This window comes from Lederbergia panacisoli, assembly GCF_024626525.1.
In the GTDB taxonomy this organism is placed as follows: Bacteria; Bacillota; Bacilli; order Bacillales; family Bacillaceae_C; genus Lederbergia; species Lederbergia panacisoli.
Window position 1 is genome coordinate 1 of sequence record NZ_JANJGU010000020.1, and the last position, 24,524, is coordinate 24,524.

General features: G+C 37.3%; 25 protein-coding genes and 1 pseudogene. 4 read left to right on the top strand and 22 right to left on the bottom strand.

Translation table 11 applies throughout. From position 1 onward, the window contains the following. Nucleotides 1-178 precede the first annotated feature (178 nt). The 14 genes and pseudogenes from NQ185_RS18050 to NQ185_RS18115 form a co-directional block, all read right to left on the bottom strand. Complete coding sequence (locus NQ185_RS18050; RefSeq protein WP_257583432.1) at nt 179-817, bottom strand: DUF1700 domain-containing protein; 639 nt, start codon at nt 815-817, stop codon at nt 179-181. Next, on the bottom strand, nt 798-1,145 hold the full coding sequence (locus NQ185_RS18055) for a PadR family transcriptional regulator (protein WP_257583433.1): 348 nt from the start codon (nt 1,143-1,145) through the stop codon (nt 798-800). Before NQ185_RS18055 ends, NQ185_RS18050 begins: the two co-directional genes overlap by 20 nt. Nucleotides 1,146-1,289: 144 nt before the next feature. After that, nucleotides 1,290-2,165, bottom strand: coding sequence for a pirin family protein (locus NQ185_RS18060; protein WP_373370831.1), 876 nt, complete (start codon nt 2,163-2,165; stop codon nt 1,290-1,292). Between the two features lie 75 nt (nt 2,166-2,240). Then, a complete protein-coding gene (locus tag NQ185_RS18065) occupies nt 2,241-3,287 on the bottom strand; it encodes an ADP-ribosylglycohydrolase family protein (RefSeq protein ID WP_257583435.1) in 1,047 nt (348 codons plus the stop codon). A 42-nt stretch (nt 3,288-3,329) separates the two neighbouring features. Continuing rightward, nucleotides 3,330-4,115, bottom strand: coding sequence for a metallophosphoesterase family protein (locus NQ185_RS18070; RefSeq protein ID WP_257583436.1), 786 nt, complete (start codon nt 4,113-4,115; stop codon nt 3,330-3,332). 7 nt (nt 4,116-4,122) lie between these two features. Continuing rightward, the gene (locus NQ185_RS18075; RefSeq protein ID WP_257583437.1) at nt 4,123-5,124 is read right to left on the bottom strand and encodes a LacI family DNA-binding transcriptional regulator; all 1,002 of its coding nucleotides are present in this window, start codon (nt 5,122-5,124) and stop codon (nt 4,123-4,125) included. 24 nt (nt 5,125-5,148) lie between these two features. Continuing rightward, a complete protein-coding gene (locus tag NQ185_RS18080) occupies nt 5,149-6,192 on the bottom strand; it encodes a Gfo/Idh/MocA family protein (RefSeq protein WP_257583440.1) in 1,044 nt (347 codons plus the stop codon). Nucleotides 6,193-6,198: 6 nt separating this feature from the next. Beyond that, nucleotides 6,199-7,095 (bottom strand): myo-inosose-2 dehydratase, encoded by an 897-nt coding sequence (iolE, locus tag NQ185_RS18085; RefSeq protein ID WP_257583441.1) that lies wholly within the window; start codon nt 7,093-7,095, stop codon nt 6,199-6,201. A gap of 15 nt (nt 7,096-7,110) precedes the next feature. After that, the gene (gene iolD, locus NQ185_RS18090) at nt 7,111-9,039 is read right to left on the bottom strand and encodes a 3D-(3,5/4)-trihydroxycyclohexane-1,2-dione acylhydrolase (decyclizing) (protein ID WP_257583442.1); all 1,929 of its coding nucleotides are present in this window, start codon (nt 9,037-9,039) and stop codon (nt 7,111-7,113) included. A 740-nt stretch (nt 9,040-9,779) separates the two neighbouring features. Beyond that, the gene (locus NQ185_RS18095; protein WP_373370830.1) at nt 9,780-11,240 is read right to left on the bottom strand and encodes a CoA-acylating methylmalonate-semialdehyde dehydrogenase; all 1,461 of its coding nucleotides are present in this window, start codon (nt 11,238-11,240) and stop codon (nt 9,780-9,782) included. Between the two features lie 6 nt (nt 11,241-11,246). Next, the gene (gene iolC / locus NQ185_RS18100) at nt 11,247-12,245 is read right to left on the bottom strand and encodes a 5-dehydro-2-deoxygluconokinase (protein WP_257583444.1); all 999 of its coding nucleotides are present in this window, start codon (nt 12,243-12,245) and stop codon (nt 11,247-11,249) included. 15 nt (nt 12,246-12,260) lie between these two features. Further along, entirely contained in the window at nt 12,261-13,064 is an 804-nt protein-coding gene (gene iolB / locus NQ185_RS18105) for a 5-deoxy-glucuronate isomerase (protein ID WP_257583445.1), read from the bottom strand. Continuing rightward, a complete protein-coding gene (iolG, locus tag NQ185_RS18110; RefSeq protein WP_257583446.1) occupies nt 13,057-14,085 on the bottom strand; it encodes an inositol 2-dehydrogenase in 1,029 nt (342 codons plus the stop codon). The genes iolB and iolG overlap by 8 nt, the downstream gene beginning before the upstream one ends. 179 nt (nt 14,086-14,264) lie before the next feature. Then, nucleotides 14,265-14,524 (bottom strand): annotated as a pseudogene (locus tag NQ185_RS18115) (malate dehydrogenase); the annotation flags it as partial. An 82-nt stretch (nt 14,525-14,606) separates the two neighbouring features. Between NQ185_RS18115 and NQ185_RS18120 the strand changes: the two are divergent. Beyond that, entirely contained in the window at nt 14,607-14,759 is a 153-nt protein-coding gene (locus tag NQ185_RS18120) for a hypothetical protein (protein ID WP_257583447.1), read from the top strand. A gap of 36 nt (nt 14,760-14,795) precedes the next feature. On the opposite strand, the gene NQ185_RS18125 is transcribed toward NQ185_RS18120, so the two are convergent. The 3 genes from NQ185_RS18125 to NQ185_RS18135 form a co-directional block, all read right to left on the bottom strand. Continuing rightward, nucleotides 14,796-15,476 (bottom strand): alpha/beta family hydrolase, encoded by a 681-nt coding sequence (locus tag NQ185_RS18125; RefSeq protein WP_257583448.1) that lies wholly within the window; start codon nt 15,474-15,476, stop codon nt 14,796-14,798. Continuing rightward, nucleotides 15,463-16,329: a PP2C family serine/threonine-protein phosphatase gene (locus tag NQ185_RS18130; RefSeq protein ID WP_257583449.1), complete on the bottom strand. Its 867-nt coding sequence runs from the start codon at nt 16,327-16,329 to the stop codon at nt 15,463-15,465. The genes NQ185_RS18125 and NQ185_RS18130 overlap by 14 nt, the downstream gene beginning before the upstream one ends. 96 nt (nt 16,330-16,425) lie before the next feature. Further along, nucleotides 16,426-17,301, bottom strand: coding sequence for an aminoglycoside phosphotransferase family protein (locus tag NQ185_RS18135; protein WP_257583450.1), 876 nt, complete (start codon nt 17,299-17,301; stop codon nt 16,426-16,428). Nucleotides 17,302-17,570: 269 nt separating this feature from the next. On the opposite strand from NQ185_RS18135, the gene NQ185_RS18140 reads away from it, so the two are divergent. From NQ185_RS18140 to NQ185_RS18150, 3 genes are all read left to right on the top strand, one after another. After that, a complete protein-coding gene (locus NQ185_RS18140) occupies nt 17,571-18,083 on the top strand; it encodes an RNA polymerase sigma factor (protein WP_257583451.1) in 513 nt (170 codons plus the stop codon). Further along, complete coding sequence (locus NQ185_RS18145) at nt 18,070-19,287, top strand: hypothetical protein (RefSeq protein ID WP_257583452.1); 1,218 nt, start codon at nt 18,070-18,072, stop codon at nt 19,285-19,287. Before NQ185_RS18140 ends, NQ185_RS18145 begins: the two co-directional genes overlap by 14 nt. Before the next feature lie 249 nt (nt 19,288-19,536). After that, complete coding sequence (locus NQ185_RS18150; RefSeq protein WP_257583453.1) at nt 19,537-20,046, top strand: hypothetical protein; 510 nt, start codon at nt 19,537-19,539, stop codon at nt 20,044-20,046. A 378-nt stretch (nt 20,047-20,424) separates the two neighbouring features. Here NQ185_RS18150 and NQ185_RS18155 read toward each other — a convergent pair whose 3' ends face one another. The 5 genes from NQ185_RS18155 to NQ185_RS18175 form a co-directional block, all read right to left on the bottom strand. After that, entirely contained in the window at nt 20,425-20,754 is a 330-nt protein-coding gene (locus NQ185_RS18155; RefSeq protein WP_257583454.1) for a hypothetical protein, read from the bottom strand. Continuing rightward, nucleotides 20,751-21,140, bottom strand: a complete 390-nt coding sequence (locus NQ185_RS18160) for a hypothetical protein (protein ID WP_257583455.1) — start codon at nt 21,138-21,140, stop codon at nt 20,751-20,753. The genes NQ185_RS18155 and NQ185_RS18160 overlap by 4 nt, the downstream gene beginning before the upstream one ends. Nucleotides 21,141-21,314: 174 nt before the next feature. Continuing rightward, a complete protein-coding gene (locus NQ185_RS18165; protein ID WP_257583456.1) occupies nt 21,315-21,536 on the bottom strand; it encodes a hypothetical protein in 222 nt (73 codons plus the stop codon). Nucleotides 21,537-21,729: 193 nt separating this feature from the next. After that, entirely contained in the window at nt 21,730-23,784 is a 2,055-nt protein-coding gene (locus tag NQ185_RS18170; protein ID WP_257583457.1) for a DUF4179 domain-containing protein, read from the bottom strand. Nucleotides 23,785-23,910: 126 nt separating this feature from the next. After that, on the bottom strand, nt 23,911-24,507 hold the full coding sequence (locus NQ185_RS18175) for an ATP-binding cassette domain-containing protein (RefSeq protein WP_257583458.1): 597 nt from the start codon (nt 24,505-24,507) through the stop codon (nt 23,911-23,913). Nucleotides 24,508-24,524 lie beyond the last annotated feature (17 nt).

A 24,524-nucleotide genomic window follows, 5' to 3' on the forward strand; every position in this document is an offset into this window, starting at 1 on the left:
TTCGCCCTTGTTACCCTGAATTCAAACCATTGGCGTGTTTGTCAAGGGCGATTGCGGAGTCATTCCACTAATAACTGGAAAGGGAACTGAGTATCTATTGAGTTTTCATAGAACTTTTGACACTACCTATCGTTATACTGCATACATAGAATATCTATGTATGTGGTTAAAAAAAAGCTTAAATAGAAGCTTTTTTCCCCCATTTAAAGCTTATTAGACATACTGGGTATAAAAGAAGCGTGAACAGAATGCAAAGACCGATAAAAGTTTCAGTCAACAATGGGTAAAACCATTTATGAGGAATGATTTTAAAAACAGTTAAAACCATGAGTGTAAGATTCGGAATCAATGCCAGGAAGAAAGTACCTTTTAACAATTTCTTCCCTCTATGTCCAAAGCCCCTGCCTATTTCATAACCAAGCAGCGCCCAAAAAAATAAGTATATAAATGCAATTGCTATTGGAAAGCTAGTCAACCGATTCCATATCCTTGTCAACCAGATCCAATCAAATAAATTATGTGCTAGAGTGAGGACTGCCCCTCCACCAAAGAAAAAAATATTCACAGCAATAAACAGCCATTTCATATTGCTCGGTGTGACAGAGAGCTCCTCCTTCCACATAGCGGCAATTTCTTTAGGTGTACCTAATCTTGAATACATTTGATCCCGCAGCTCGGTTTCATCAACTATATGTGAGTGGCAAACTAGGAAGTCATCAAGATGAGCATCATATTCTGTTAATATCGATTTTATTTCCTCATGATTTGCGAGGTTTTCCGCAAGTTCTGATAAAAACTCATTCTTCAGCCGTTCCACGTTTTTTTCTCCCTACCACCCTGTTCATCACCGAAACAAAGTCATGCCATTCATGGGTTTTTTCCAGAAGCATTTCTTTACCTTCTGAAGTAAGATGATAGTACTTCCTTGCCGGCCCCTTCTCTTGTTCCTGCCAATAACATTCGATGTATCCTTGCTTTTCAAGTTTATGAAGTGCAGGATAAAGAGTGCCCTCCTTGAAGGAAATACCATTACTGCTGCGATTCTCCAGTTCCTTCACAAGCTCGTATCCGTACATATCTCGTTCATCCAATAATTGAAGCAGCAAAAGAGATGTACTTCCCTTAACTAATTCACGATTAAACATTTTATCACCTACCTAGTTATTTTAGGTATATAGAAATTCTATATTACATGGAATGAAATGTAAAGAGTTTTTCCATTTTCTTCTGAAATATATTTAAATGACACTCCTCTTTACTCTCGAAACAAAATAGAATCGTGCATCGATCTATTTTGCAGGTGGGCCAAATTTCCCTTCATTAAAATCACGAAATGCCTGTTGGATTTCTTCCATTGAGTTCATGACAAAAGGACCGTATTGAACTACATCTTCATTTAATGGAACTCCCGAATAAATAAGTAACTTTGCACGTTCGTTTGCCTTGATAGCCAATTCACTGACCAGATCAGTGCCATCTTCCTTAAAAGTAAGTGTTGCCACACCGGTTTTAGTTAATTTAGTTTTCGACTCTCCTATTTCTACTTCACCAGAGCGAACAATTAAAAAGGCGTTGTGATTTCCAGGAAGGATATGTGTAAAATTCCCGGCTTTGCTGAAAGATATTTCCGTCATTGTAATAGGTACTAGGCTGTTCATCGGGCCGGTAACGCCTGCAATATCCCCAGAATAAACCTTCAGATTTCCAGATTCAAAAGGAACAATTGGAACATCTTCCAGATGTATATTCTGATACGATGTTTTCGTATTTTTTAAGTGTTTAGGAAGATTTAACCATAGTTGAAGTGTATGGATTAAATCATCATCCACAGCTTCTTCTGCATGCCTCGCCGCCCATCCGGCATTCATATATTGTACATCTCCTGCTTCCAGGATTGAATGTCCTCCGTGATTGTCAATATGCTCGAGTCTTCCATCAATAACATATGTAATGGTTTGAAAACCGCGGTGAGGATGGTCCGAAAAAGTACCCCGCTTAAACCAATCATCCGCCATTAAGATAAATGGATCAAATTCCTCTTTGCGTTCTGGCGGCAAAACCCAGCCTTGCTGGACATGAGGATAGCCATTTTCATTGTATTTTATGTACCAATAATCTTTCACATCTCTTTGGAAAATCGATTTATCTAGATTTTTCATTATCATAACTCCTCGTTGTTGTTGAAAGTAAAAAGCTGTACAAAGGGGTTCAATCGACAGTTGCTCCGTCATTAACCACCTTTAATACCCTGGATAACGGTCCCAGTTTATATTATCCTCGTTATATTCAATTAGCAAATCATCCGCCACTTGCATAAGAACCTCTTTCAACTCAACATTTTCAATCCAATTTTTTGGAATTTTATGTATTCCCAAATATGCACCAAGAATATTCCCTGTAATGGCCCCCGTACTATCACTATCTCCATTATGATTCACTGCTACAATTAAGGCTTTTTTAAAATCTTCCCGGAACTTCAATGCACAATACACCGATATAGCCAACGCCTCTTCTCCGACCCATCCTTCTCCAAGTTCTGTTATTGCATCTATATCCGTCACGTCATTTTTTGAAAGCTTTACTGCCTTTCTTAAAATTTGGCTGCACTCATGATGATGCTCGTGATTTTCAAGCTCCAAAATCGTATTTGTTACAGCTGTTTCAATATCTTGCCCTTCAATAATAGCTGCAATTAAGTAAGCTAACGCACCCGCTGAAAGATATCCTGATGGATGTCCATGGGTAATGGCGGCAAATTCCGCAGCCATATTAAACGCCCTTTCTTTTCGATAAAACAATCCTGCTGGTGCAACACGCATCACGCCTCCGCAACCTTTACTATTGTTAATCGGTTCCTCAATTGACCCTTGTTCCCTGTTATTTAGCGCGGATAAACAAGTATTTCCTGGTGCTCGCCGTTCAAAAAGTTCTTTAATATTAAGAAGCCAGCCATCATAAATCCATTCATATTCTACTACTTTCGGATATCCTTGAGTGAGCATCCATCTCTGGTAAGCATAAAAGACAACTGAAGGCGGATGACATATTCCTTTTAGAACACCTCTCGCTTCTGCCCTTAACATTCCTTCTGCTGTAAAAAGAGTCATTTGCGTATCATCTGTAATCTCCGCTTTTCCAGATGAAGAAATATGTAATTCCTGAATCCCCTCTGGTCCATAGCGGCGATGAATGTCATTCAATTTCATAAATTCAACTGGCCACCCTAAAGCATCTCCTATTGCCCCTCCAACAAGACATCCCCTAAAGGAATCATGGTTTCGCTTCATAAAAATATCACCTCAACTAATTTTGAAAAGTAAACTAAGATCTTATGACTGGAACAACTTAGGACGATGGAATTCCGGCAATTTCTCATAAAGTATTTTTCTACTATCCTCAAGTTCTTTATTTATAATATCCATTCTTCTTACGTTCACATTACTCCCATCCAATTCGACCAATAGAATATCCGGGTCGCAAATAGCAGCACCTGCTTGTATGAAATGGAAGTTATTTTTTTGAACGTAAGATCGCACATGGGTATGTCCATTAAAATATATTACACATCCATCTCTCTTTTTCAATAAAGGGCGAATATCCTGCAATGGTTCTTTTAAGCCCTCACTCTTAGGCGAAATAGTGGTTGTCTCTGGAACAGGATGATGTGCAAATACTAATAAATGTTTCTCTTTTGAGTGTTCCATTTGTTTTTCAAGCCATCGCCATTGCTCCTGATCTAATCCCCAGCCGTGAAGTTCAAATTCTTTCGTCGTATCCAAAAATAATAGAAAATATTCCTCTGTTTCAAGCGAATGATATGTAGGCAGTTGTATGAGCGAACTGATTTTTTCTTTTGGAAGCGATAGTACATCGTGATTTCCAAGGACAGTCTGAAAGTTTCTGTTGAATTTATTAATAATTTTATAAACGCTTAAGAATTCACTTTCTAAACCTAGATGTGTCAAATCCCCAATGGAAATATGAAAATCGGCTTCAATACTTAAAAATTCATGTAAATAGTCTTCAAAAAAATGGTCTACTGCAGCTGATAATTGTTTATTGCTAGAGTCAATAACGGGATAATGCAAATCTCCTAATAATGCTATACGCAACATAATCACCTCATCTATTATTCATTGCTGTCGTCCCCCGAATAATCAGTTGCGGCTTAAATAAGATCCGCTCCTTCGTTTGATTTTTATTTTTGATTTCGCTAATGATGACGTCGACAACCTTCTTGCCCATTTCAGTGATGGGCTGCGCAATTGTCGTTAAACCGGGGACAGTTGTCGTAGCTAAAATTGTATTATCGAAGCCGATAATTGATAAATCTTCAGGGATTTTTAAGCCCATTGTCTTAGCCTCTTGAATCACACCAACTGCGATAAGATCGTTACATGCAAATATTCCAGTCGGAACTCTTCCTTTTTGAAAGATTTGTCTCAAGCATTCCCTGCCATTTTCTATGGAAGCAACTGTTCTAAATATATTTTCTTCACTGCTTACTAATCCATGCTCTGCATGTGCTTCTAAATAACCGTAGATTCTTAGCTTACTACTTTTAGCGTATTCAGCAATAATGACAATATTTTGATGTCCCTCTGACAAAAGATGCGATGTTGCTTCGAATCCCCCCTTAAAATCATCCACAGAAATCGATGTCACTCCAAGACCTGAATCATCTGTTGTTAACATGACAAATGGGAGCCCCCTACTTGCTACACCTTCTAAAACCTTCTTATTATGGAAGCTTGAGGCAACAATCATCCCGTCCACATGTTTTCTTTGTAATAGTTCTATGTACTTCTTTTCTTTTTCTACGTTTTCGTCGGTGCTGCAAATGATCACACTCATTCCACTTTCATGCGCCCGATCCTCTATCGTTTTAGCCATTTCCGAAAAAAATGGATTCGAAATATCAGGGACCAAAAGCCCAAGGGTTTCGGTCCCCTTTCCAGTCAATGCAGAAGCCATCAAACTTGGTTGATAATTAAGCTTCTCCATTATTTCTTTAACTCTTTCTCTTGTCGCTTCACGCATTTGCCCCGTACTATTAATGACTTTTGATACAGTGGCAATAGATACTCCTGCCGCCTTCGCAACATCGTATATTGTTGGTTTCATTTCCCGGGTGCCTCATTTCTAGTCTCACTCATAGATCATATTTTCGGCTTTCACTTCGATTAATTGGCGCATTTCAAACGACTTTTTACATGAATATCCTAGAATAGTTGACTGTACCCCATCTTCAACAGTTACCCCAGGTTTGCGATTTTGTAAAATACAGTTGATAAATTCCTCCGCTTCACTTAAATAAGCTTGTTCAAAGCGTTCAAGAAATCCATCAACACATTCTTGAATTACGCCCTCATCTTTCATAATGACAACTTGATTTCGTTCCGGAACTGTCCCAATTCGGAGGGTCCCTTTCGTTCCAATAATCTCTGTTTCGATGTGATATCCGTGAGCACAATTGCGGCCAGCTACAAAAATTCCAATCGAATTATTTTCAAAACGAACCATTGCTGCTCCCGTTTCTGCATCTTCAATTTCATCAAATTCCGGACGAGCGTAACTACCGCCGATCGCCCAAACTTCCTTTGCTTCTGTTCCAAGGTACCAACGCGCCAAATCAAAATCATGGATGGACATATCTAGGAAAAGCCCGCCACTATAATTCGCACGGGCAAATTTTAAGAAACTATCCATTTTATTGGCTGGGTCTAAACCGTAACAACGAATTAGAAATGGTTCACCGATTACTCCCGCTTCAATTTTTTCCTTTGCCGCCATATAAGAACGGTCATATCTGCGCATAAACCCAAGCATGAAGACTTGATTCGGATGGGCTTTTACCGCTTGATGAACATCATATGCCTCTTTGATATAAAGTCCTAATGGCTTTTCGCTAAAAACATGAAGACCAAGACTGAGAGCTTGTTTAATTTGCTCGCAATGGAAATTGGAAGGAGAAGCGATGAAGATAGCATCCAATTCTTTATTCTCAAGCATCTCTTCATATTTTGTATATCCGTAAGGAATATTCCACGCTTCCATTACTTCTTGAACTTCCTCTTCAATAACACTGCATACAGCCGTTAATTCACAACGTGGAATTCTAAATGCCAAATTTTCCGCATGTTTCCTGCCAAGCCGACCAAGACCTACAATTCCAACTTTAATTTTTTTCATTTCGCCTCACACCCCAGCTGTTTCCTTTATAAAATTCCGCGCCTTTAAAGCATATTCAAAGGGGTTTGCTAGTGCTGGATCTTGCTCAGCTTCAACAATCATCCAACCTTTATAGTCTGACTTCGCCAATACGTGAAAGAGCGGATCGAAGTTGATGGCTCCATCACCTGGTACGGTAAAGACCCCTTTTTTCACAGCTGCTAAAAAACTGAGATGGTCCTGTTCTACATGTTTAGCAATCTCTTGTCGAACATCTTTTAAATGAACATGTTTAATTCTGGGCAAATGTTTTTCTAATACAGCAAGTGTGTCCTCCCCTGAAAAATAAAGATGGCCAGTGTCATATAAAAGAAAAACGAGATTCGGGTCTGTCATATCCATCAAGCGATTAATTTCTTCTGTTGTTTGCACACCCGTCCCCATATGGTGATGGTAAACGAGTTTCATATTTTTCTCTTTTGCGAGTTCTCCTAATCTATCTAATCCTTTTGCCAGTTTGACCCATTCTTCTTCTGTAAAAATAGGCTTTTCCGCAAACAAGGGGGTTTGTATGTTTCCTTGAATGCTGCGACCTTGTTCAGAAACGACAACCACCTCTGCACCCATTTCATATAAAAAATCTCGGTGGGCAATATACGCTTTTTCCGTTTCCTCAAAGGGCTTTGTCGTTAAAAAGGCACTGAACCAAGCACTTGCAATTTCTAAATTTCTTAAATGTAAAGCTTTCTTTAACACTGGAATCTCCCGAGGATATTTATTGCCGACCTCGGTTCCTGAAAAACCAGCAAGCGCCATTTCGCTTATGCATTGTTCAAACGTGTTTTCTCCTCCGAGTTCCGGCAAATCGTCGTTCGTCCACCCGATAGGGGCAATCCCAAGCTTGACCGCTGTTACATCAAACATTCCAACTTCCTCCTATCAATACTGTCGCGCTTTTTTCAGCTGTTCTTCTTTTTCTGTAAATGCTGCTTGAATGGACTCTTTTTTCGATACTTCAGCAATGCCGACATGCCACCATGCCCCGTATCCATCTGTCATTGTTTTCGGAAGCACTTTAATATCAATCAAAGTGGAAACAGTTTGTTTTTTTGCATCTTCTAACGCATTGAGCAATTGTTCCATTGTTCTTGCTGTATATGTTTTAACACCGTAACCAGCAGCACTTTGCGCATAGTCAATATGCATGATGGGTCCAGTAAGTTGGTTCGTTTCATGATCACGCATTCGGAATTCCGTACCGAAGCTGCCCATTCCATTTCCCATTTGCAGATTATTAATACAGCCGAAGCCGGCATTATCGAATAGAAGAACATTAATTTTCTTCTTCTCTTGAATACTCGTAATCAACTCGGAATGAAGCATTAAATAGCTGCCATCTCCGACAAATGCATATACTTCTTGGTCAGGGGCCGCCATTTTAGCTCCAAGTGCACCGGAAATTTCGTAGCCCATGCATGAATAACCATATTCCATATGGTACGTATTCGGAGTTTTACTTACCCACATTCTTTGGAGGTCTCCGGGCAAACTACCTGAAGAACCGACGACAATCGCATCATCGTCAATGGTGTTATTGATAAGGCCGATCACCTCTGTCTGCGTAAGACTAGACCCAAACACTTCCTCATATTCAGCTAGGGTATCGTCCATATGTCCAGCCACTTCAGGTTTAAAATTTGCTGCTTTATAATTTGTTTCTGATAGCCTTATTAATTCAGATTGCCAAGCTTCTTTCGCTTCTTTTATTTCATCTTCATATGAGCTTTTGTAATCTTTTAGTTCCTCTGCAAGTGCCTCCAATGCTGTTTTGGCATCAGCTATAACTTGAATGGCATCCATTTTTCCTGCATGGAACTCGGATTTATTTATTGTGATAAAATCTACATCTTCCGATTGAAAAAGGTGTTTTGAAGCAGTTGTAAAATCCGTAAATCTTGTACCTATGCCAATGACTAAATCGGCGGTTTTTGCAATTGTATTTGCTGCGGCATTTCCTGTTACACCGATTCCCCCTAAATTAAGCGGGTGTGTGCTTTCGATCGCACTTTTTCCAGCCTGTGTTTCAGCAAATGGTATATGGAAGGTTTCGGAAAATTCGCGCAGGATGCTTGCTGCCTCTGAATAACGGACACCTCCTCCGCAAATGATGAGAGGTTTTTTCTTTATCTTGAATAATTCAATCGCTTCGTTTAGGGCTTGATCAGTTGGCTTTATTCGATTGATTGTGTAAACACGCTTTTTAAAAAATGAATCCGGAAAATCATATGCCTCTCCTTGAACATCTTGAGGAAGGGCAATCGTGACGGCACCTGCATCCCCTTGATTTGTCAGAACTCGAATCGCATTAATCATGGCGGACATTAATTGCTCTGGACGATTAATTCGATCCCAATATTTGCTGACAGCCTTAAAGGCATCATTCGTAGAGATTCCAAGATTATAAGGCTGTTCGATTTGTTGAAGAACCGGGTCCGGTTGTCTAGTTGCAAACGTATCACCTGTAAGAAGAAGCAATGGTATATTATTAGCGGTTGCCGTCGCCGCTGCCGTCACCATATTTGCCGAACCTGGACCAACCGAAGTCGTACAAGCGATTAACTGTCCATGGTGTTTTTGTTTCGCAAAAGCGGTAGCCGCATGGGCCATTCCTTGCTCGTTCCGACCTTGATATACTTCAAGATCACCACTATCCTCCTCCAACGCTTGCCCCATACCAAGTACATTTCCATGTCCAAAAACCGTAAAAATCCCTTTGAAAAGCTTTTGTTCCCTTCCATCTCTTTCCATGTATTGCTGATTTAGAAACTTAATCAATGCTTGAGCAGTTGTTAGTTTCATAGAACTCACCTCATTTTTTGTTAATAGGGGGTTGAATGGTTTGTCATTCGGACATTATTAGATTATTGAACATCCTTCATCGTGAATAAGCTGGCGATTTGAGATGAAATCTTTTTTCAGATCAATTAACCCCGAATTCCAGATTAAATCTTTTTTCAGACCAACTTAATCGAAAATTAACTCGGAATTCTCGACTAAATCTTCTTTCAGACCAACTTATTCGAGAATTATCACCGAATTCTCGACTAAATCTTCTTTCAGACCAACTTATTCGAGAATTATCACCGAATTCTCGACTAAATCTTCTTTCAGACCAACTTATTCGAGAATTAGCACCGAATTCTCGATTAAATCTTTTTTCAGATCAACTTATTCGAGAATTAGCACCGAATTCTCGATTATATCTTTTTTCAGATCAACTTATTCGAGAATTATCACCGAATTCTCGATTAAATCTTCTTTCAGACCAACTTATTCGAGAATTAGCACCGAATTCTCGATTATATCTTTTTTCAGATCAACTTATTCGAGAATTAGCACCGAATTCTCGATTAAATCTTTTTTCAGATCAACTTATTCGAGAATTATCACCGAATTCTCGATTAAACTTTCGTTCACAGCAATTTAATCGAGAATTAGCACTCAATTCTCGACTAAATCTACTTTCAACTCATTTTCATCGTGAATTAGTAATGCATTAATGAGAAAATCTTCTTTCTCATTAAATTTCATCTCGAAAACGGTCTATACTACACCCAACGCTCCGTAACTACTTTTTTCCTCGTATAAAATTCTACTCCATCCGTTCCATTTGCATGTAAATCTCCATAGAAGGAGTCTTTATATCCAGAGAATGGGAAGAATGCCATTGGTGCCGGTACTCCAATATTGACTCCGATCATTCCCGCATCAATTGTTTCACGAAACTCGCGAACGTTTCCTCCATCCTTTGTAAAAATGCATGCACCATTCGCAAATCGTGATTGATTGGCAAGTTCAACGGCTTCACCAAGATTTCCCACACGTGCGATCGACAATACTGGAGCAAATATTTCATCTTGCCAAATTTTCATTTCACTCGTCACTTCGTCAAAAATAGTTGCGCCAACAAAGTAGCCGCCACCGTTCACTCGATCATCTTTACGTCCGTCACGAACGAGACGGGCACCTTCTTCTACACCTTTTTCAATATATTGTAATGTTCTTTCTTTATGCTGCTCGCGAATGACAGGCCCAAGGAAAACGCCTTCATCCAATCCATCACCGATTTTAATCTCATTTGTTTTTTGTAATAAAATCTCAATAAACTCATCGGCAACAGCCTCTTCAACTGCTACAACAGAAGCTGCCATGCAACGCTCACCCGCGGAACCAAATGCGGCATTCATGATTTGCGTTGCGGCATTATCCAAGTTGGCATCTTTTAAAACAATGGAGTGATTTTTCGCACCGGCTAGTGCTTGTACTCGTTTTAAATTTTGCGTTCCACGCTTATAAACGTATTCAGCAACCGGTTGAGAGCCGACAAATGAAATTGCTTTTACATCCGGATGATCCAACAATCCATTCACAACATCATGTGCTCCGTGGACAATATTAAGCACTCCCTTTGGAAGTCCCGCTTCTTCAAAAAGCTCCGCCAAGCGATTCGCAAGCAACGGCGTCCGTTCGGAAGGCTTAAGAACAAATGTATTTCCAGTTACAATTGCCATCGGGAACATCCAGCACGGCACCATCATTGGAAAATTAAAAGGTGTAATGCCGCAGGCGACACCGAGGGGATAACGGTACATTCCCGATTCTAGTCCTTTCGCAATAGACGGTAATTGTTTTCCCATCATTAAAGTTGGTGCTCCCGATGCAAATTCCACACACTCAATTCCTCGTAATACTTCTCCGTGGGCTTCGGTAAAATTCTTGCCGTTTTCTTTCGTAATCAGTGTTGCTAGCTCATCCCAGTGTTCTACTAGAAGTTGTTGATATTTAAAAAGAATGCGCGCACGTCTTGGAACGGGTACTTCTTTCCAGGTCTCGAAGGCTTTCGCAGCTGCTTGAACTGCTCTGTCCACATCTTCCTTCGTGGAAATCGGAACTTGGGCAAGTTCTTCCCCCGTCGCAGGATTATAGACGATTTCGGTGTTCGCCGTGTTCGCTTCCACCCATTCCCCGCCTATATAATTTTGTAAATAAGTCATATTCAAAACCTCCATGTAAAATTAATCAATCGCTACAGCCTCGGCCATAAATTCATCAATTTCATTCTTCGTTGGCATTGCATCTGAGCAACTATGTTTGGAAATAACAATCGCTGCTGAGGCACTGCCATATTCCATCGCTTTCGGAATACCCCATCCATTCATCAAGCCGAAAATAAAGGCTGACGCGTAGGCATCTCCAGCACCAAATGTTTTTAGTACCTTCGTTTTGAATGTGCCACCTTTATGAGAATACCCGTTTTTCGTATATGCAATAGATCCTTCTGAACCATGCTTAATGACAACAATTTCGGCACAATAATCAAACCATTTCTTTGCCGTTTTTTGATCATCCTGATGGAAGTCTTTTTCAAATTGCTCCATCATATCGAATTCTTCACGAGTACCGATGATGACGTCACATTTTTCAGCAGCTAAATTATAGTAAACGGCTGTTTCCTGAGCGGACTTCCATGTGTACGGTCGGTAATCCAAATCCATTATGACAACAACACCGTGCTTACGCGCGTAGTCTAACGCAAGAAAAACAGCCTCCCTTGAGGGACTTGCCGCAAGCGCCGTACCAGAAACGAGCAAAGCTTTCGATTGCTTAATATAATTTTCTGAGACCTCGGACGTCTCCAATTTTAAATCTGCAACATTATCTCGATACATTAAAATACTGCAATCTTCCGGACTTTTAATTTCAGTAAAAGCTAGTCCTGTTACGGCTCCAGTTTGATCAACTGACACAACGGAAGTGTCGATATCGTTTTTATTTAAGTATTTAACGATAAAACGTCCCATTTGATCGTCCGCTACTTTCCCAATAAACCCTGTTTTTAAGCCTAGTCTAGAAGAGCCAATCGTAATATTCGCTGGCGAACCCCCCACATATTTTGTAAAAGAAGATGTTTCTTCCATTGGACGATTGAACTGATCAGCATTTAAGTCAATACACAGTCTGCCAATTCCCACCAAATCAAGGGAACGATCTTGTTTAAAATTCAATTTATACACTGCTTATCTTCCTTTCTATTTAGGAAATAACCACTCGTGATCTGGATCATTATGAAACTTCCATGCCCGCTTTGGACCCGCCATCACATTTAAATAATAAGATTCATAACCGGGAACCGCGGAAACTGGGTGATACCCTTCTGGAACCAACACAACATTTCGATGCTCCACACTCAATGTTTCATCCAAGCTGCGGTCATCATTGTAAACCCGTTGAAAAACAAAGCCTTGAGACGGATTAATCTCGTGGTAGTACGTTTCTTCCAAGTATGATTCATAAGGCAAACGATCCTCGTCATGTTTGTGAGGGGGATAGCTCGATGTATTACCGTCTGGAGTGAACACCTCAACAACTAGCAAACTATCAGCCTCTTTTTGTTCAGGTAAAATATTATGGATCTTCCGACTCATCTTCCCAGAACCGCGGTCCTCTTGCCCAACATCTTCAGGTGCAATTAATCTTGCAGGATAATTTCCTTTTCCCGGCGCGAGACAAACTGCCAGCTCTAAATCGGTTATGGCTTTTACCTTATAGGTGTCATCATTCGGAACATACACAGAATATGGAGGGATTTTTTCAAAAACACTCATTCTTTCTCCAATAGAGGTAAACGTTTCTTTTTCTGTATGTACATCCGCCTTTCCGCTTAATAAAACAAGGCATACTTCATTTTTTTCTGTAGGTTTCGTTAATTCCTCTCCTTCTTTCAAGGAATACACTTCAAATCCAACATACTCCCAATTTACAGATTCCGGTGAGACGTGTAAGATTTTCCCTTCACCGTTGCGCTTCTGGGGCTTCATTAGTAAATTAGACACGTAAATCCTCCTTTTCCAATTCTGCCAACATTACTGAACGCTTTTCTTTTACCGACTTTTGCGCGGCAAGTGCGATTAATTCAGCCATATACCCATCTTCCCCACTACAAGAAACCGCCTTATTTTCTATAATCGCATTCGCAAACTCATGAATTTCAGACATAAATGCTGCTTTATAACGATCGAGGAAGAAAAACTTCGGATGGTCTAATAGAATGGAATCTTTCGTTGCAATTTGAACATTCGTGTATCTTTCATTTTCGGCAAAAGCAACACCTAAATCGCCGAAAACTTCTATTCGTTGGTCATAGCCATACAGCGCTTGTCGGCTATTATCAATGACTCCAAGCGATCCATCTTCAAATGTAAGAGTCGTAATCGCAGTGTCAACATCATTATATTTTTCAAAAATGGGATTAACTAAATTTGCAGCTTTTACTGATACTTCCACTACTTTTTTTCCTGATAAGTAGCGAATCATATCAAAATCGTGAATCGTCATGTCCATGAACATGCCGCCGGAACGTTTAATGTATTCCTCATGTGGTGGTTGTGGGTCTCGTGATGTAATTTTAATAATATGGGGATTTCCAATTTTTCCTTCTCTAACGGTTTCATAGACTTTCCGAAAATGTTGGTCGAAGCGGCGGTTAAAACCAACTTGAAGCTTCACACCTGCTTCTTGAACAGCTTTCAATGCTTCCATCGTCTCTTCAATATTAAAACTTACTGGTTTTTCACAAAAAATATGTTTTCCTGCCTTCGCCGCAGCTTTAATGAACTTGACATGTGTATCTGTGGAAGAACAAATGAAGACGGCATCAATGGCAGGATCCTCAAATATTTTTTCAGGGTCAGTCGTAATTAACGGGATTTGTTGGTAAAAATGCGTGTCATTCAAATGCTCAATATGTAAATCTGCGATTACTTTTAAATTAATCACATTTAATCGCAACATATTATCCGCATGAAGCTGACCAATCCTCCCAGCTCCGATTATTCCAACATTTAATTTTCTCATCTAATTCACCCCATGTTTTTAGTTAAGCGCTTACCTTTTGCGACAAAAATATAAACACTTTAGAAAAGCGTTTTCTATTTTCGGTAAAATCATACAAATGTAAGCGTTTAATTTACATATAATATATAACAGTTATTCTTCTTTAATCAATAGATTGCTAGAATTTTAAAAACTTTTCATCAAATTATTGTTTCAAGAACTTTTTTTACCGATAGAACGGATCGGTCTAAAGCTTTTGTTTCATCTTCTGTCAATGGCAATTCACTAATACTCTCAATTCCATTTCCACCTAAAATAGTAGAAACACCAAAGTATAAATTATCATAATCGTATTCCCTTTCTAAATAAGCAACGGAAGGAAGGATTTTTCTTTTATCCTAATTGCTTCTGACATTACTACTAAAGAGGCCGCGGGTGCATAATAGGCACTTCCGTTTCCAGAAGGTATAAGAATTCCTTTGGAATACCAGGTGCTTTTTTGTAAATAATAAGATTGAAATAATAAAATGAGGAGGGTTTAAATGCAACAGAAAGCTAATCAGAATTTGGGTTCTATTAATAAACCAAAATTTGCCGGAACTGATGCACAAAAAGTAAAACAAGAAATTCAAACAGATGTAAAAAACGGACAAGGTGCAATGACTTCCAGAGAGGCGGGAGCAATGCGCGATTAAAAAAACCACTTGAGTGGTTTTTTTATTGGATGCAATTCAATCTCTCCCCTTATATTCTTTTATGAATTTCTCAATAGTGTTCATCACTTCTTTAACAATATTTATCGTCGTTTTAACATCTCCTTTTACCTCTAACCCATGGTTAGCATTAGGAATAACAAGCCCTTTAACGTTAGAATTTTTATTAATGTCGGCAATGAGATTTTCTTTATAATGAGGATCATCCGTGCCTATTACGTACAGAGAAGGAATCACTATTTTTGAAAGAGCATTACACACAGTCTCATCTTTTATAAGCGGCGTTAACCATATTCCATATGTACGATTTACATCAATAAAGTTTTTCCGATTCCATTCGTATGCCATAGGAATAGTTCCGATCGACTTACTTAAAATAAAATACATTCCATATTCGGTATCCTTAAGAACTGTTTCAACGACAGATACCACATCTTCATATATCCATTGATCCTGTGCGTGATGCTCCAATTTTTTAAAAGCTTCATTTTCTAAATAGTTATAATTGACGTGGAGCAGATCGACATTTTCATTCATGCAAATACCTGTCGCATAATGAAAAAGTGGTCTCTGCGTTGTATAGCCAAGCCCCGGCAGCATTATGCAAATACCATTATTTTTCTCTTTTCCATGAATCCATGTATAATTGATCGTTGAATCATCATTTCTAACTACTTTTCCTTCATTAAACTCGTACATTTGATTCACCCCGATTTGGTAGATCACTTGGATACTGGGCAGAAAATAAGTTGATGTACTCCCAGCATATGATAGTCGCACTATCACTGCCTAGATTATCGTGAACATGTTGTAATATGCGCCTGATTCCCGTTTCTAATTTCGTCACATCCGAAAATTCCTTATATATATTCAGCCCATCTTGATAATGCTCTTTTCCACATTCTAATATACCATCAGTAAGCATTAGAATGGTGTTTCTTCCTGGTCTCAGCTCTCTAATGCCAGAAGAATAACAAGGAACAGGAAGAGAAAAAGTATTGACAAAGCCAATCCATTCATAAAATTGCCGTTGATTCACCTTATATTGCCCTAGCTTGTGAAGCTCCTCATGCAATAGGTATACTAAACAATCTCCAACTGAAAACCACCAAAGGTACTTTTCCTTTCTGACACAGATAAGGCAGGCGGTTTCTCCCTTTACTTTTTCACATTCTTCAATAAATTCTGCGGATTGGAAGACTGAAAGTAAATGACTTTCTAATATCGTAAATACATTTTCAACAGGTTTATCCAAAATCTTCGAGATACTTTTCCCTTCATCTTGGATCGTCCGAATCACAAGGTCCACACTTTCTGAACTATCATGACCATCCAAAATCATGGACAGTTCCCAATCCGCACCCGTCCATACTAAAGCACCATCTTCATTTTTATTGGCACCTGCTTTTGAATTGCCACCGTATCTGCCAATTTGAACATGATTGCATGAATCTATTTTTATCTCATCAACAAATTGAATTTCACTTCCACTCCACTCAAATGTATGAAAGTAAGTTTTGTCTTTATTTCTATTAAACATAGAATCACCCATTTCAAATATTCCTTATTATTTCTGCAAGGTCTGGGAATGTTTCGTACAAGCTGTTATCAATTTCTTTTTTTTATTCAAAGTAAACTCCTATTCTTATTATTGCTTTCCATTCACAACGTCTACCTCCAGTAAGAATGGATTTTTTCTAATCAGACTTTTTACTTTCTCAATCGTTTTTGGCCCAATGGGGACACTATTGCTTCTACTAAGCAAGATCCATTTTAAGTAGGCCAATGCTTCAAATATATCTAGTTCATTGCTGGGAACTTTATTTTTCGATAAATAAGCGGAACGAAACACTTGTGCAAGACGATCTGATATGTATATTTTTTTCAAAATCAATGACCAGGAAAAATCATATCTAGGGTCACCCAATTGTCCATTTGTCCAATCTATAACTGTATATCGATTATTTTCTTCCAAAATATTGTTTAGATGAAAATCACCGTGAATAATACGATCTTGCCTTATCTGGATAAGATTAACTAAAGAAATTACTGCTTTATTTAAATCATGATGTTTGCTAAGTTCAGGAAAAAAATAGCTTACGAAATCATATTTTGGAAGTTGAATTGTTTCTATATCTTCATTATTCATTTGATGTAAAGTAGATAATATATTGGCAATTTCAATCAAAATCTTGTTATTTACCTTTTGAACAGGAACTCCATCAAAAGTTGTCAATAAAACCTTATGTGTGTTTCGATCTATCCCCCAACCAACTGGTTTAGATACTGACAAGCCCTTTTCTATAAGCGCATTCAATAAATGAAATTGAAAATGAATATCAGGTTTCGAACTCTTATTCCATACTTTCAATACAAAACTCTTATTATCTAATTCTATTTTGATGACTTCTGCTTCATTTCCTTGATTCATTGGATATATGGATAAAGTATCTTCCTGATTAATTAAATCAGCTACAGTTTCACTTTTCTCAATCCAATCCACGGCACTTATAGGGCTGCTCAATGACCATCTTCCTTCCTCTAGTTTTTTTCGAGCGATTACATTTACATGTATTCCCATTTAAACATAGGATATCACGACAGACCGACTAACGGGAAAAGAATATTTAATATATATCTGATATCCATTCATACTGAATATTGGATAACCTTACCATTGCTCATGATTTTAAGATCATTCAAAAGTCTATTTTAAATTGAATATTTTTTTAGTGTCATAAGAGGAAATTCTATACGTCTAAATAAGTGAAATCAAATACGGGGGAAAGCGACATGTCAAAAAGTGACTCAATAATATCCGAATGGTTTCATCAATACAGCAACGATGTTTACGATTATTTAGTCTATTATACCGGGTCAATTGATGTGGACGATTTGGTGCAAGAAGTTTTTATTAAAGTGATAAAGGGGTTGAAGTCTTACAAAGGACAATCTAGTCCAAAAACATGGATATTTAGCATTGCCCGTAATGTAGCAATTGACGAGGCACGAAAAAGAAATAGGAAAAAGAATATATCCTTCGACGAACAAATGATCATTGAAGATGGAGTATCACCTGAAAAAATCCTCTTACAAAATGAAGAGAAACAAGCATTATACAATTCCATTCAAAAGTTAAAAAGTAATTATCGTGATGTGATTTTACTAAGAGGAATAAAAGAAATGACGGTAGCGGAGACGGCTGAAATTCTGAATTGGAAAGAAGAAAAAGTAAGGACAAATTATCACCGGGCATTGAAGTCACTAAGAAAGTTACAAGGTGGGGATTTAAATGATGGACTCTAATCAAAAAGACATTGAACAAAAACTCCGTGACTTACCGTCCTTTAAGTTAAACGAATCAAGCAAAGAGAAAATTCACACTCAGTTAATGAAAACTGTTACTCAGTATGAAAATAGCGAAAGGAGGGCAAATAGGATGAGAAAAATACTGGCAGGGATCGCCGGTGCCGTTGCATTTTCATTACTTCTATTTTTCACTTTTATTTTTATTGATGGCAACCACTTTTTAAACAATGAAAATAGTAAACCGGGTGATGTACAGAATCCACCCGTAAAAGAAAATCCTCAAAAACAGAATACGAATGAATTTAATGCTAAAAAAGCAAAGGAAATCATGATCCAATACAAGCAATCATTTGCTTCATTAGTAAACGAAGCAGATGAAAATAATGGTCAAATTACTTCATTCAATACAAAAGAGGAGATTCAAAAACATTTTTCTTCGATCATGACGGACGAATTTGCTGCGTCTTTAGTTGATTCTTACTTTAATGAAATTGACGGGAAAGTATTTATTATTGCAATTGAAGGCCCAGCTTGGTTATCTGTAGAAGAAGATTTTTCCGTTCAAAAAATGGAGATTGACCATTTCACAATAACCCAAGAACAAAATAATATCTTGCTTGGGCATGTATTATTAACTTATCACTTTCAATTGATAGATGGGAATTGGTTAATCAGCAAAGTGGAGAAAAAGAACCTTGATGAAAAGGTTACTCTACAGGAAACCGCACAAACCATTATAGAAGGAATAGATGCAAAGGATTTAGCGAAACTATCAGATTACGTCCATTCAGAAAAAGGTCTTTTATTTTCACCTTATGTTTTCATAAACGAAAATTCTGCCGTTTTTCAAAAGAATGAAATTGGCGAATTATTAAATGACAATAACGAATATTTGTGGGGATATTACGCAGGCAGCGGGATGCCAATCGAGCTTACAACAAGTGAATATTTAGCCGAATTTCTAGCTGTTGAAAAGTTTATAAAAGATGGATTAGTGTTGGTTGATGATTTAAAAGAACGTGGTAGTATGAAGAACAATATTAAGGATGTTTTCCCTCAATCCAAAACAGTTGAATACTATCTCGAAGGTTCCCCAGAAAATGGCGGAATGGATTGGGAAAGCATAATATTCGTATTTGAACAAGACCTGAATGGTGATTGGAAGTTAGTTGCAATTGTGAATGACGGTTGGACGATTTAACATTGCGCGGAGTGACGAGTAGTTAATCTTGACGACTAATTTCATTTAAAAAGACGCTTCTACAAAAGGATATCTAAATAGTTGGATGAGGGCATCGCCCTTGTCCCATTTTTGGATCATTAAATTCTATAATCATGAAAAGAAATGCCCCTAAAAAAGAATTGCTGATTACCTGGTGTTGATGTACTCTGAATAAAAGGTAAATAATAATAATCTATATATTATACTTTGATAGGAACAGTGAAACCTTTGAAAAATCTACTACTATTAAATATTGTTTTTGTATTGGCCGCTTCCTTATTAACAGGTTGTTATGATAATGTAATGAACCTCGTCGATGGAGACCAACAAGTTTCCGAGGAGATGAATCAGGTGATTTCTGACTACATTGTTGAACAATACGCCCCTTCTTATTATCATACTGAAAAGCAGTTCGAAGTTCATAAAGTATATGGAACAAGTGAGTCAAATGGAGTCATCACGGTCTATATGTGGTCTTACTTTGGCGGTTTTAACAAATCATCCGGCATAGAATCCCGGGCAGGACACTCTTTGCCAGCCGTCATTCGAATAAAAAAAGACGGAGAAAATTATAAAGTGAGCAAATATAAAGAACCTCAAGATGGCAGTTCATATTCGTCTTCTTTAAAAAAGATGTTTCCGGAAAAATATTTAAAGTTAGCACAACAAGATGCAGGAAATTTAGGAGAATTGCAAATTAAGATGGATCAAAAAGTGATGGAATGGCTCGGACAATAGCCTTATTTTTTAAAGCAAAAGGGTCAGAACATGGTGAAGTTTAACCTATTTCATCAATGTTCTGACCCTTATTCTATTTTTATAGTGATTTGATTGATGAACATTATTTATCGCTTATTAATACAATCTCCGCTCCAACTATACCCGTTCGAGAACAGGTATTGATGGAGATTTTTAGGGCTGTAAAAATGACTCAAATCAAGTATAAAACAACTGCCATACATGTAGGCAACAAATTAATAACATAGTATAGCCAATAACAAAATGAGTGATAATACCGCCTAAAGAAAATTCGAATATTTAAGGCAATATTGAAAGTCCATATATTTAATTAATTTGAAAAAGAATTTGGAACAATCCCATTTCAAATTAAATTATCTAAATTACTTTTCCACGCACGTAGGAGGTAACTCCGAATGGAAGGTTTTCATCAGCAATTTGGTCAAGATGCCACCACCACTCTTCACGAGGCTTTGCAGATGTAGAGAAATCGAAAACATTACCTATGTGTCTAACCATCTTTTTTGCGTTTTGGATTAATTGCAAATCGTGTCTAGCCAATTCTAATTTTTCTTGAAAAGTTAATTCATCATAAATTTTTTGAAGTTCACTTCTATCATGCAACATTCTTACACTCTCAAAAGGACTTACTTCAAAATCATTAACATCTTGACCATAGTTTTCAATTTCCTGTTTATATGTGCTCATTCAAATACCTCCCTTACTCTTCCTAAATAAGTGTACCCATTTTCTCTTCTTAGATAACTACTGGTACTTTTTCTAAACATACAAGTTTCCATTATTTTGTTTTCTCCAACAATAACCATCCATTTTCCATCATCAAATACAAAGTATTCTTGGAAAAAATCATTCATAACATAAATATGAATATCATTTTCCCTGTCATTCATTACTTTTAATATAAGATTATTATAATCCTTTAGCGTCCAATCATTTGGTATCTCTTTTCTTCTTTTGCGTTTTTCCAAATGAATATGACCATAATGGAAAGAAGCACTACTTTTCCATATAGGCCCGGTCTTATTAAAGTAGTCTATGATATTCCTAATTTCTCTCTTTTTTACAGAATCCAATTTTCCTCCTCCTAGTATATCTGTTATTGAAGAAGTTTCATTTTTCTACTAATATCATTGTATTCTTTCAAAAACGAAAGACACCCAAATAATAAATCAAGGTGTCTCCCATAATAGAAGTTTTTGGCACTTATTATCGATATGAATTTAACACATGCGAGACGTATGATTTCACTAAATTTTAAAAACTTCATCTTTTGAATGCTCTATTTGCATTCGTTCCAATTCCAGCTTCATTTTTTCCGTCTCCAGCAAATAATTCTTATGTTTCATTTTTTCTAATTCTAATTGGTCTTGAATGAATTGACCTTTAATTTTTGCACTTGATTGCAAATGGGTTGTTATGATTCCAAGTATAGGAATTGAACAAAACATTACACCAATAATCCACCACATAGAACTCACCTCTTTTTATACGTTTTCTTTAGTTTAATACTTTATTGATAAGTTATATATAGAAAATATACAACCTTTTAATATTTTTCCTTGAACAAAGGAACGCTATGGGAAACCCTTTACCTGTCTAATTCCTCTTAATATAGAATTTTTTCTAATGTGAAACAAGGGAGAAATAACATAGGCAAAAATGTTATTCTAACAATATCTTCACAACATCATCCAAATATGTTGTTGTACTATATTCATAAATCTCCAGCCTTTTAGGAATTACTTTTTCCTCAGTGTTGTTATTGTACAACTCCATACTTTGAACTGTGAAGAAATAACGGGGCTGTTCGATTTCTTCATATACAAAAGGGTTCTTATTCATATCGTATTCAATCCAGTTTTTATCAACAAGCACCCCTTCTGAATTCATCCCCATCGAACCAATTTCTTCACCTTCTTCACCCACAACATGGAATTGAATCCATTCATATGCTCGATTTTCAATTTCATGATTACTTATGACAACCTTAGTAGGCTGTCCAATTTCCACTTTGTCGATGGAGATTGTACTGCCTGCATATTCAAAGGTTTGAGGATATGCCTTAGAAGCATCCAACTCGATAGTTTTTTTGTCTTCAATCATTAAATGAACAGATTCGAACTGAATGATAACCTCTTTTGGCTTTTCGCCAAATAGTGGTTCAAAATGTGTTTGTAAAGAAATCCAGTCATCTTTGTCAAAAAAAGCTTGGTTCCCGTACGTGTCAGCTTTCACTATTTTATCGTTCACTTTTAGATTATCAAAATTAAGAACACTTATCCGCTTTCCTGGCAGTTCATAGTAAAATGCACTATGAAGAATTGTCGTCGTTGGAGCAATCGTTAGTTTATCAAATCGAACAGGGAATCCCTCTACTTCTATTTTTTCATCCAGCACATATTCTCTGGAGGGCAGTTTTTTTACTGGAATCTCAAAGTTCCATTCCCCTTCTTCATAATCAATGTTTACGTAATCCATATTCCGTTCGGAGGAATCGCGAATCAATTTCTGAAGCTTTGTGATCTTAAGATTAATTGTATCGCTATCATTTATAAGCGGCGGTAGATTAACGATTCCATGGTACACGTTCTCTTCTTTATTATTTAGGTCGGATTTAAGATCAGGAGGATAGTACCTGAGATCTGCAACATGCCCCATTTTTTGATATTCTTTCTCGACAGAAACACCCTCATAGTAATCAATCATATACTGACTCTTTTTTACTGTATCCTCTACTTCATAAAAAACAAGTGTTTGAATATCATCAGCAATCACACTTTTGAGCTTAATTTTTATCCCATTGCTTTCCGCTTCCAGGTTCATTCGTTCACCTATTCCGTTTTGTAAAAAGGCACGCAATTGCTCATCTTCTTCCGTCCACGTATAGTAGAAGTGCGGAAAAGCCCCTGGGAAAAATCCAATACTAATTATTATCGCGAAAACACTTGCAAAAATAAACCATATTCTGTTACGTTTCTTGTTCTTCTGTTGTCTGTGCTTTTCCTTTTCAGCCAGTCTATCTTTGACATTCTCCATGAAACCAGATGGGACATATAAATCTTCCATTCTATCATTAAGATATATCATAACATCCTGAAAAGTGCCCAAATCCTCCCGGCAGTTTTGGCAATGATAAATATGCATCTCGAAATTAATCTTTTTCGAACGATCCAGGTTTCTTTCAAAGTAATCAATGTAATTCTTATGGTTCTCCTTACAACCTATAAAGGACGACCCGTATCCCAATTCTTTTTTAAGCGACTGGATTCCTGAAAACAATAGCTCTTTCAACTTTTCCGCTGAAACTTGGAGCAGATGTGCTGCTTCCTTCCGAGTAATTCCTATTATATAGGTAAGAACCACCGCTTCTTTCTCATCCTCTTTTAGCCGATTAAATGTACTAAATAAATCTTGATTTGCTTTATCTGCCTTAGAGACTTGTAAACTTTTATCATCGGAAAGTTCCCGGCAGATATGTAGAAAAATAGAAGTTGCCCACATTTCAAATGAGGTATTTCTATTAAACCGATGCAATTCTTTTTTTACGTTTAAAATGGACTGGTAAAAAGCTTCTTCTACTTGCTGTTGATTCCTAAGATAGGACAATGCAATCGTATATAACGATTGTTTATGCTGCTCGAACCATTCAACGATAGATTCATCGCCTTTTTCTCTTATTGGTGTGATTGACATGTGTTCTATTTTTGCCGGGAACATAAATGTGTATCCCCCTTTTAACTTACTTTTTATACCTGAATTCTCTATTATTCTATTGATTTTTAAAAGGGTGTGTAATCGTCTAAATGACAGATTTGAAGTTAATGTTGAGTTTGATAAATCCATTCAATTATTTTCTAGACTTAACCACACTTCCATTACTAAATCTAGTTCTTTATTTAACTCAATTTTCCTGCCATACAGCTTATTAAGCTTTTCATAATTGTTATGATTTTCAGCCATAGCCATATCTATTTCGTTTATTTCATTTTCAAGATTCTCAATTCTTGCCAGCGCTTTAGCTTTTGCCGCTTCCTTCTTTGAATCCTCAGAAGAATATCTTTCAGTTTTCACTTTTTCAGATTTTATTACTGGTTCCTTCCTCTCCTGCAGGATTACTTTCTCTTTTTTACTTTTATAATAATCGTAATTGCCAAGATAGCTTTTCAAGGAATGGTCCTCGACAACGACCACTCTTTCGCCTATTTTATTGATAAAATATCGATCGTGAGAGATAAAGAATATTGTACCTTTAAAGTCATCCAGAGCTTCCTCAAGCGTTTCAATGGAATCAATATCAAGATGATTTGTAGGCTCATCGAGTATCAATAAATTGATATCTTGAAATAACAGTATTGCCAGCTTTAACCTGATCCTCTCTCCACCTGATAAATGCTTTACTTTTTTGAAGACACTACTTTTATTCCCTTGCTTTACCCTCAACTAGCAAAATATCATCT

Bases quoted from the DNA above. Each gene is read 5' to 3' on its own strand.
- NQ185_RS18055 (WP_257583433.1), bottom strand. From the start codon at position 1,145: ATGTTTAATCGTGAATTAGTTAAGGGAAGTACATCTCTTTTGCTGCTT.
- NQ185_RS18060 (WP_373370831.1), bottom strand. From the start codon at position 2,165: ATGATAATGAAAAATCTAGATAAATCGATTTTCCAAAGAGATGTGAAA.
- NQ185_RS18065 (WP_257583435.1), bottom strand. From the start codon at position 3,287: ATGAAGCGAAACCATGATTCCTTTAGGGGATGTCTTGTTGGAGGGGCA.
- NQ185_RS18070 (WP_257583436.1), bottom strand. From the start codon at position 4,115: ATGTTGCGTATAGCATTATTAGGAGATTTGCATTATCCCGTTATTGAC.
- NQ185_RS18075 (WP_257583437.1), bottom strand. From the start codon at position 5,124: ATGAAACCAACAATATACGATGTTGCGAAGGCGGCAGGAGTATCTATT.
- NQ185_RS18080 (WP_257583440.1), bottom strand. From the start codon at position 6,192: ATGAAAAAAATTAAAGTTGGAATTGTAGGTCTTGGTCGGCTTGGCAGG.
- iolE (WP_257583441.1), bottom strand. From the start codon at position 7,095: ATGTTTGATGTAACAGCGGTCAAGCTTGGGATTGCCCCTATCGGGTGG.
- NQ185_RS18095 (WP_373370830.1), bottom strand. From the start codon at position 11,240: ATGGAGGTTTTGAATATGACTTATTTACAAAATTATATAGGCGGGGAA.
- iolG (WP_257583446.1), bottom strand. From the start codon at position 14,085: ATGAGAAAATTAAATGTTGGAATAATCGGAGCTGGGAGGATTGGTCAG.
- NQ185_RS18120 (WP_257583447.1), top strand. From the start codon at position 14,607: ATGCAACAGAAAGCTAATCAGAATTTGGGTTCTATTAATAAACCAAAA.
- NQ185_RS18125 (WP_257583448.1), bottom strand. From the start codon at position 15,476: ATGTACGAGTTTAATGAAGGAAAAGTAGTTAGAAATGATGATTCAACG.
- NQ185_RS18130 (WP_257583449.1), bottom strand. From the start codon at position 16,329: ATGGGTGATTCTATGTTTAATAGAAATAAAGACAAAACTTACTTTCAT.
- NQ185_RS18140 (WP_257583451.1), top strand. From the start codon at position 17,571: ATGTCAAAAAGTGACTCAATAATATCCGAATGGTTTCATCAATACAGC.
- NQ185_RS18145 (WP_257583452.1), top strand. From the start codon at position 18,070: ATGATGGACTCTAATCAAAAAGACATTGAACAAAAACTCCGTGACTTA.
- NQ185_RS18155 (WP_257583454.1), bottom strand. From the start codon at position 20,754: ATGAGCACATATAAACAGGAAATTGAAAACTATGGTCAAGATGTTAAT.
- NQ185_RS18165 (WP_257583456.1), bottom strand. From the start codon at position 21,536: ATGTGGTGGATTATTGGTGTAATGTTTTGTTCAATTCCTATACTTGGA.
- NQ185_RS18170 (WP_257583457.1), bottom strand. From the start codon at position 23,784: ATGTTCCCGGCAAAAATAGAACACATGTCAATCACACCAATAAGAGAA.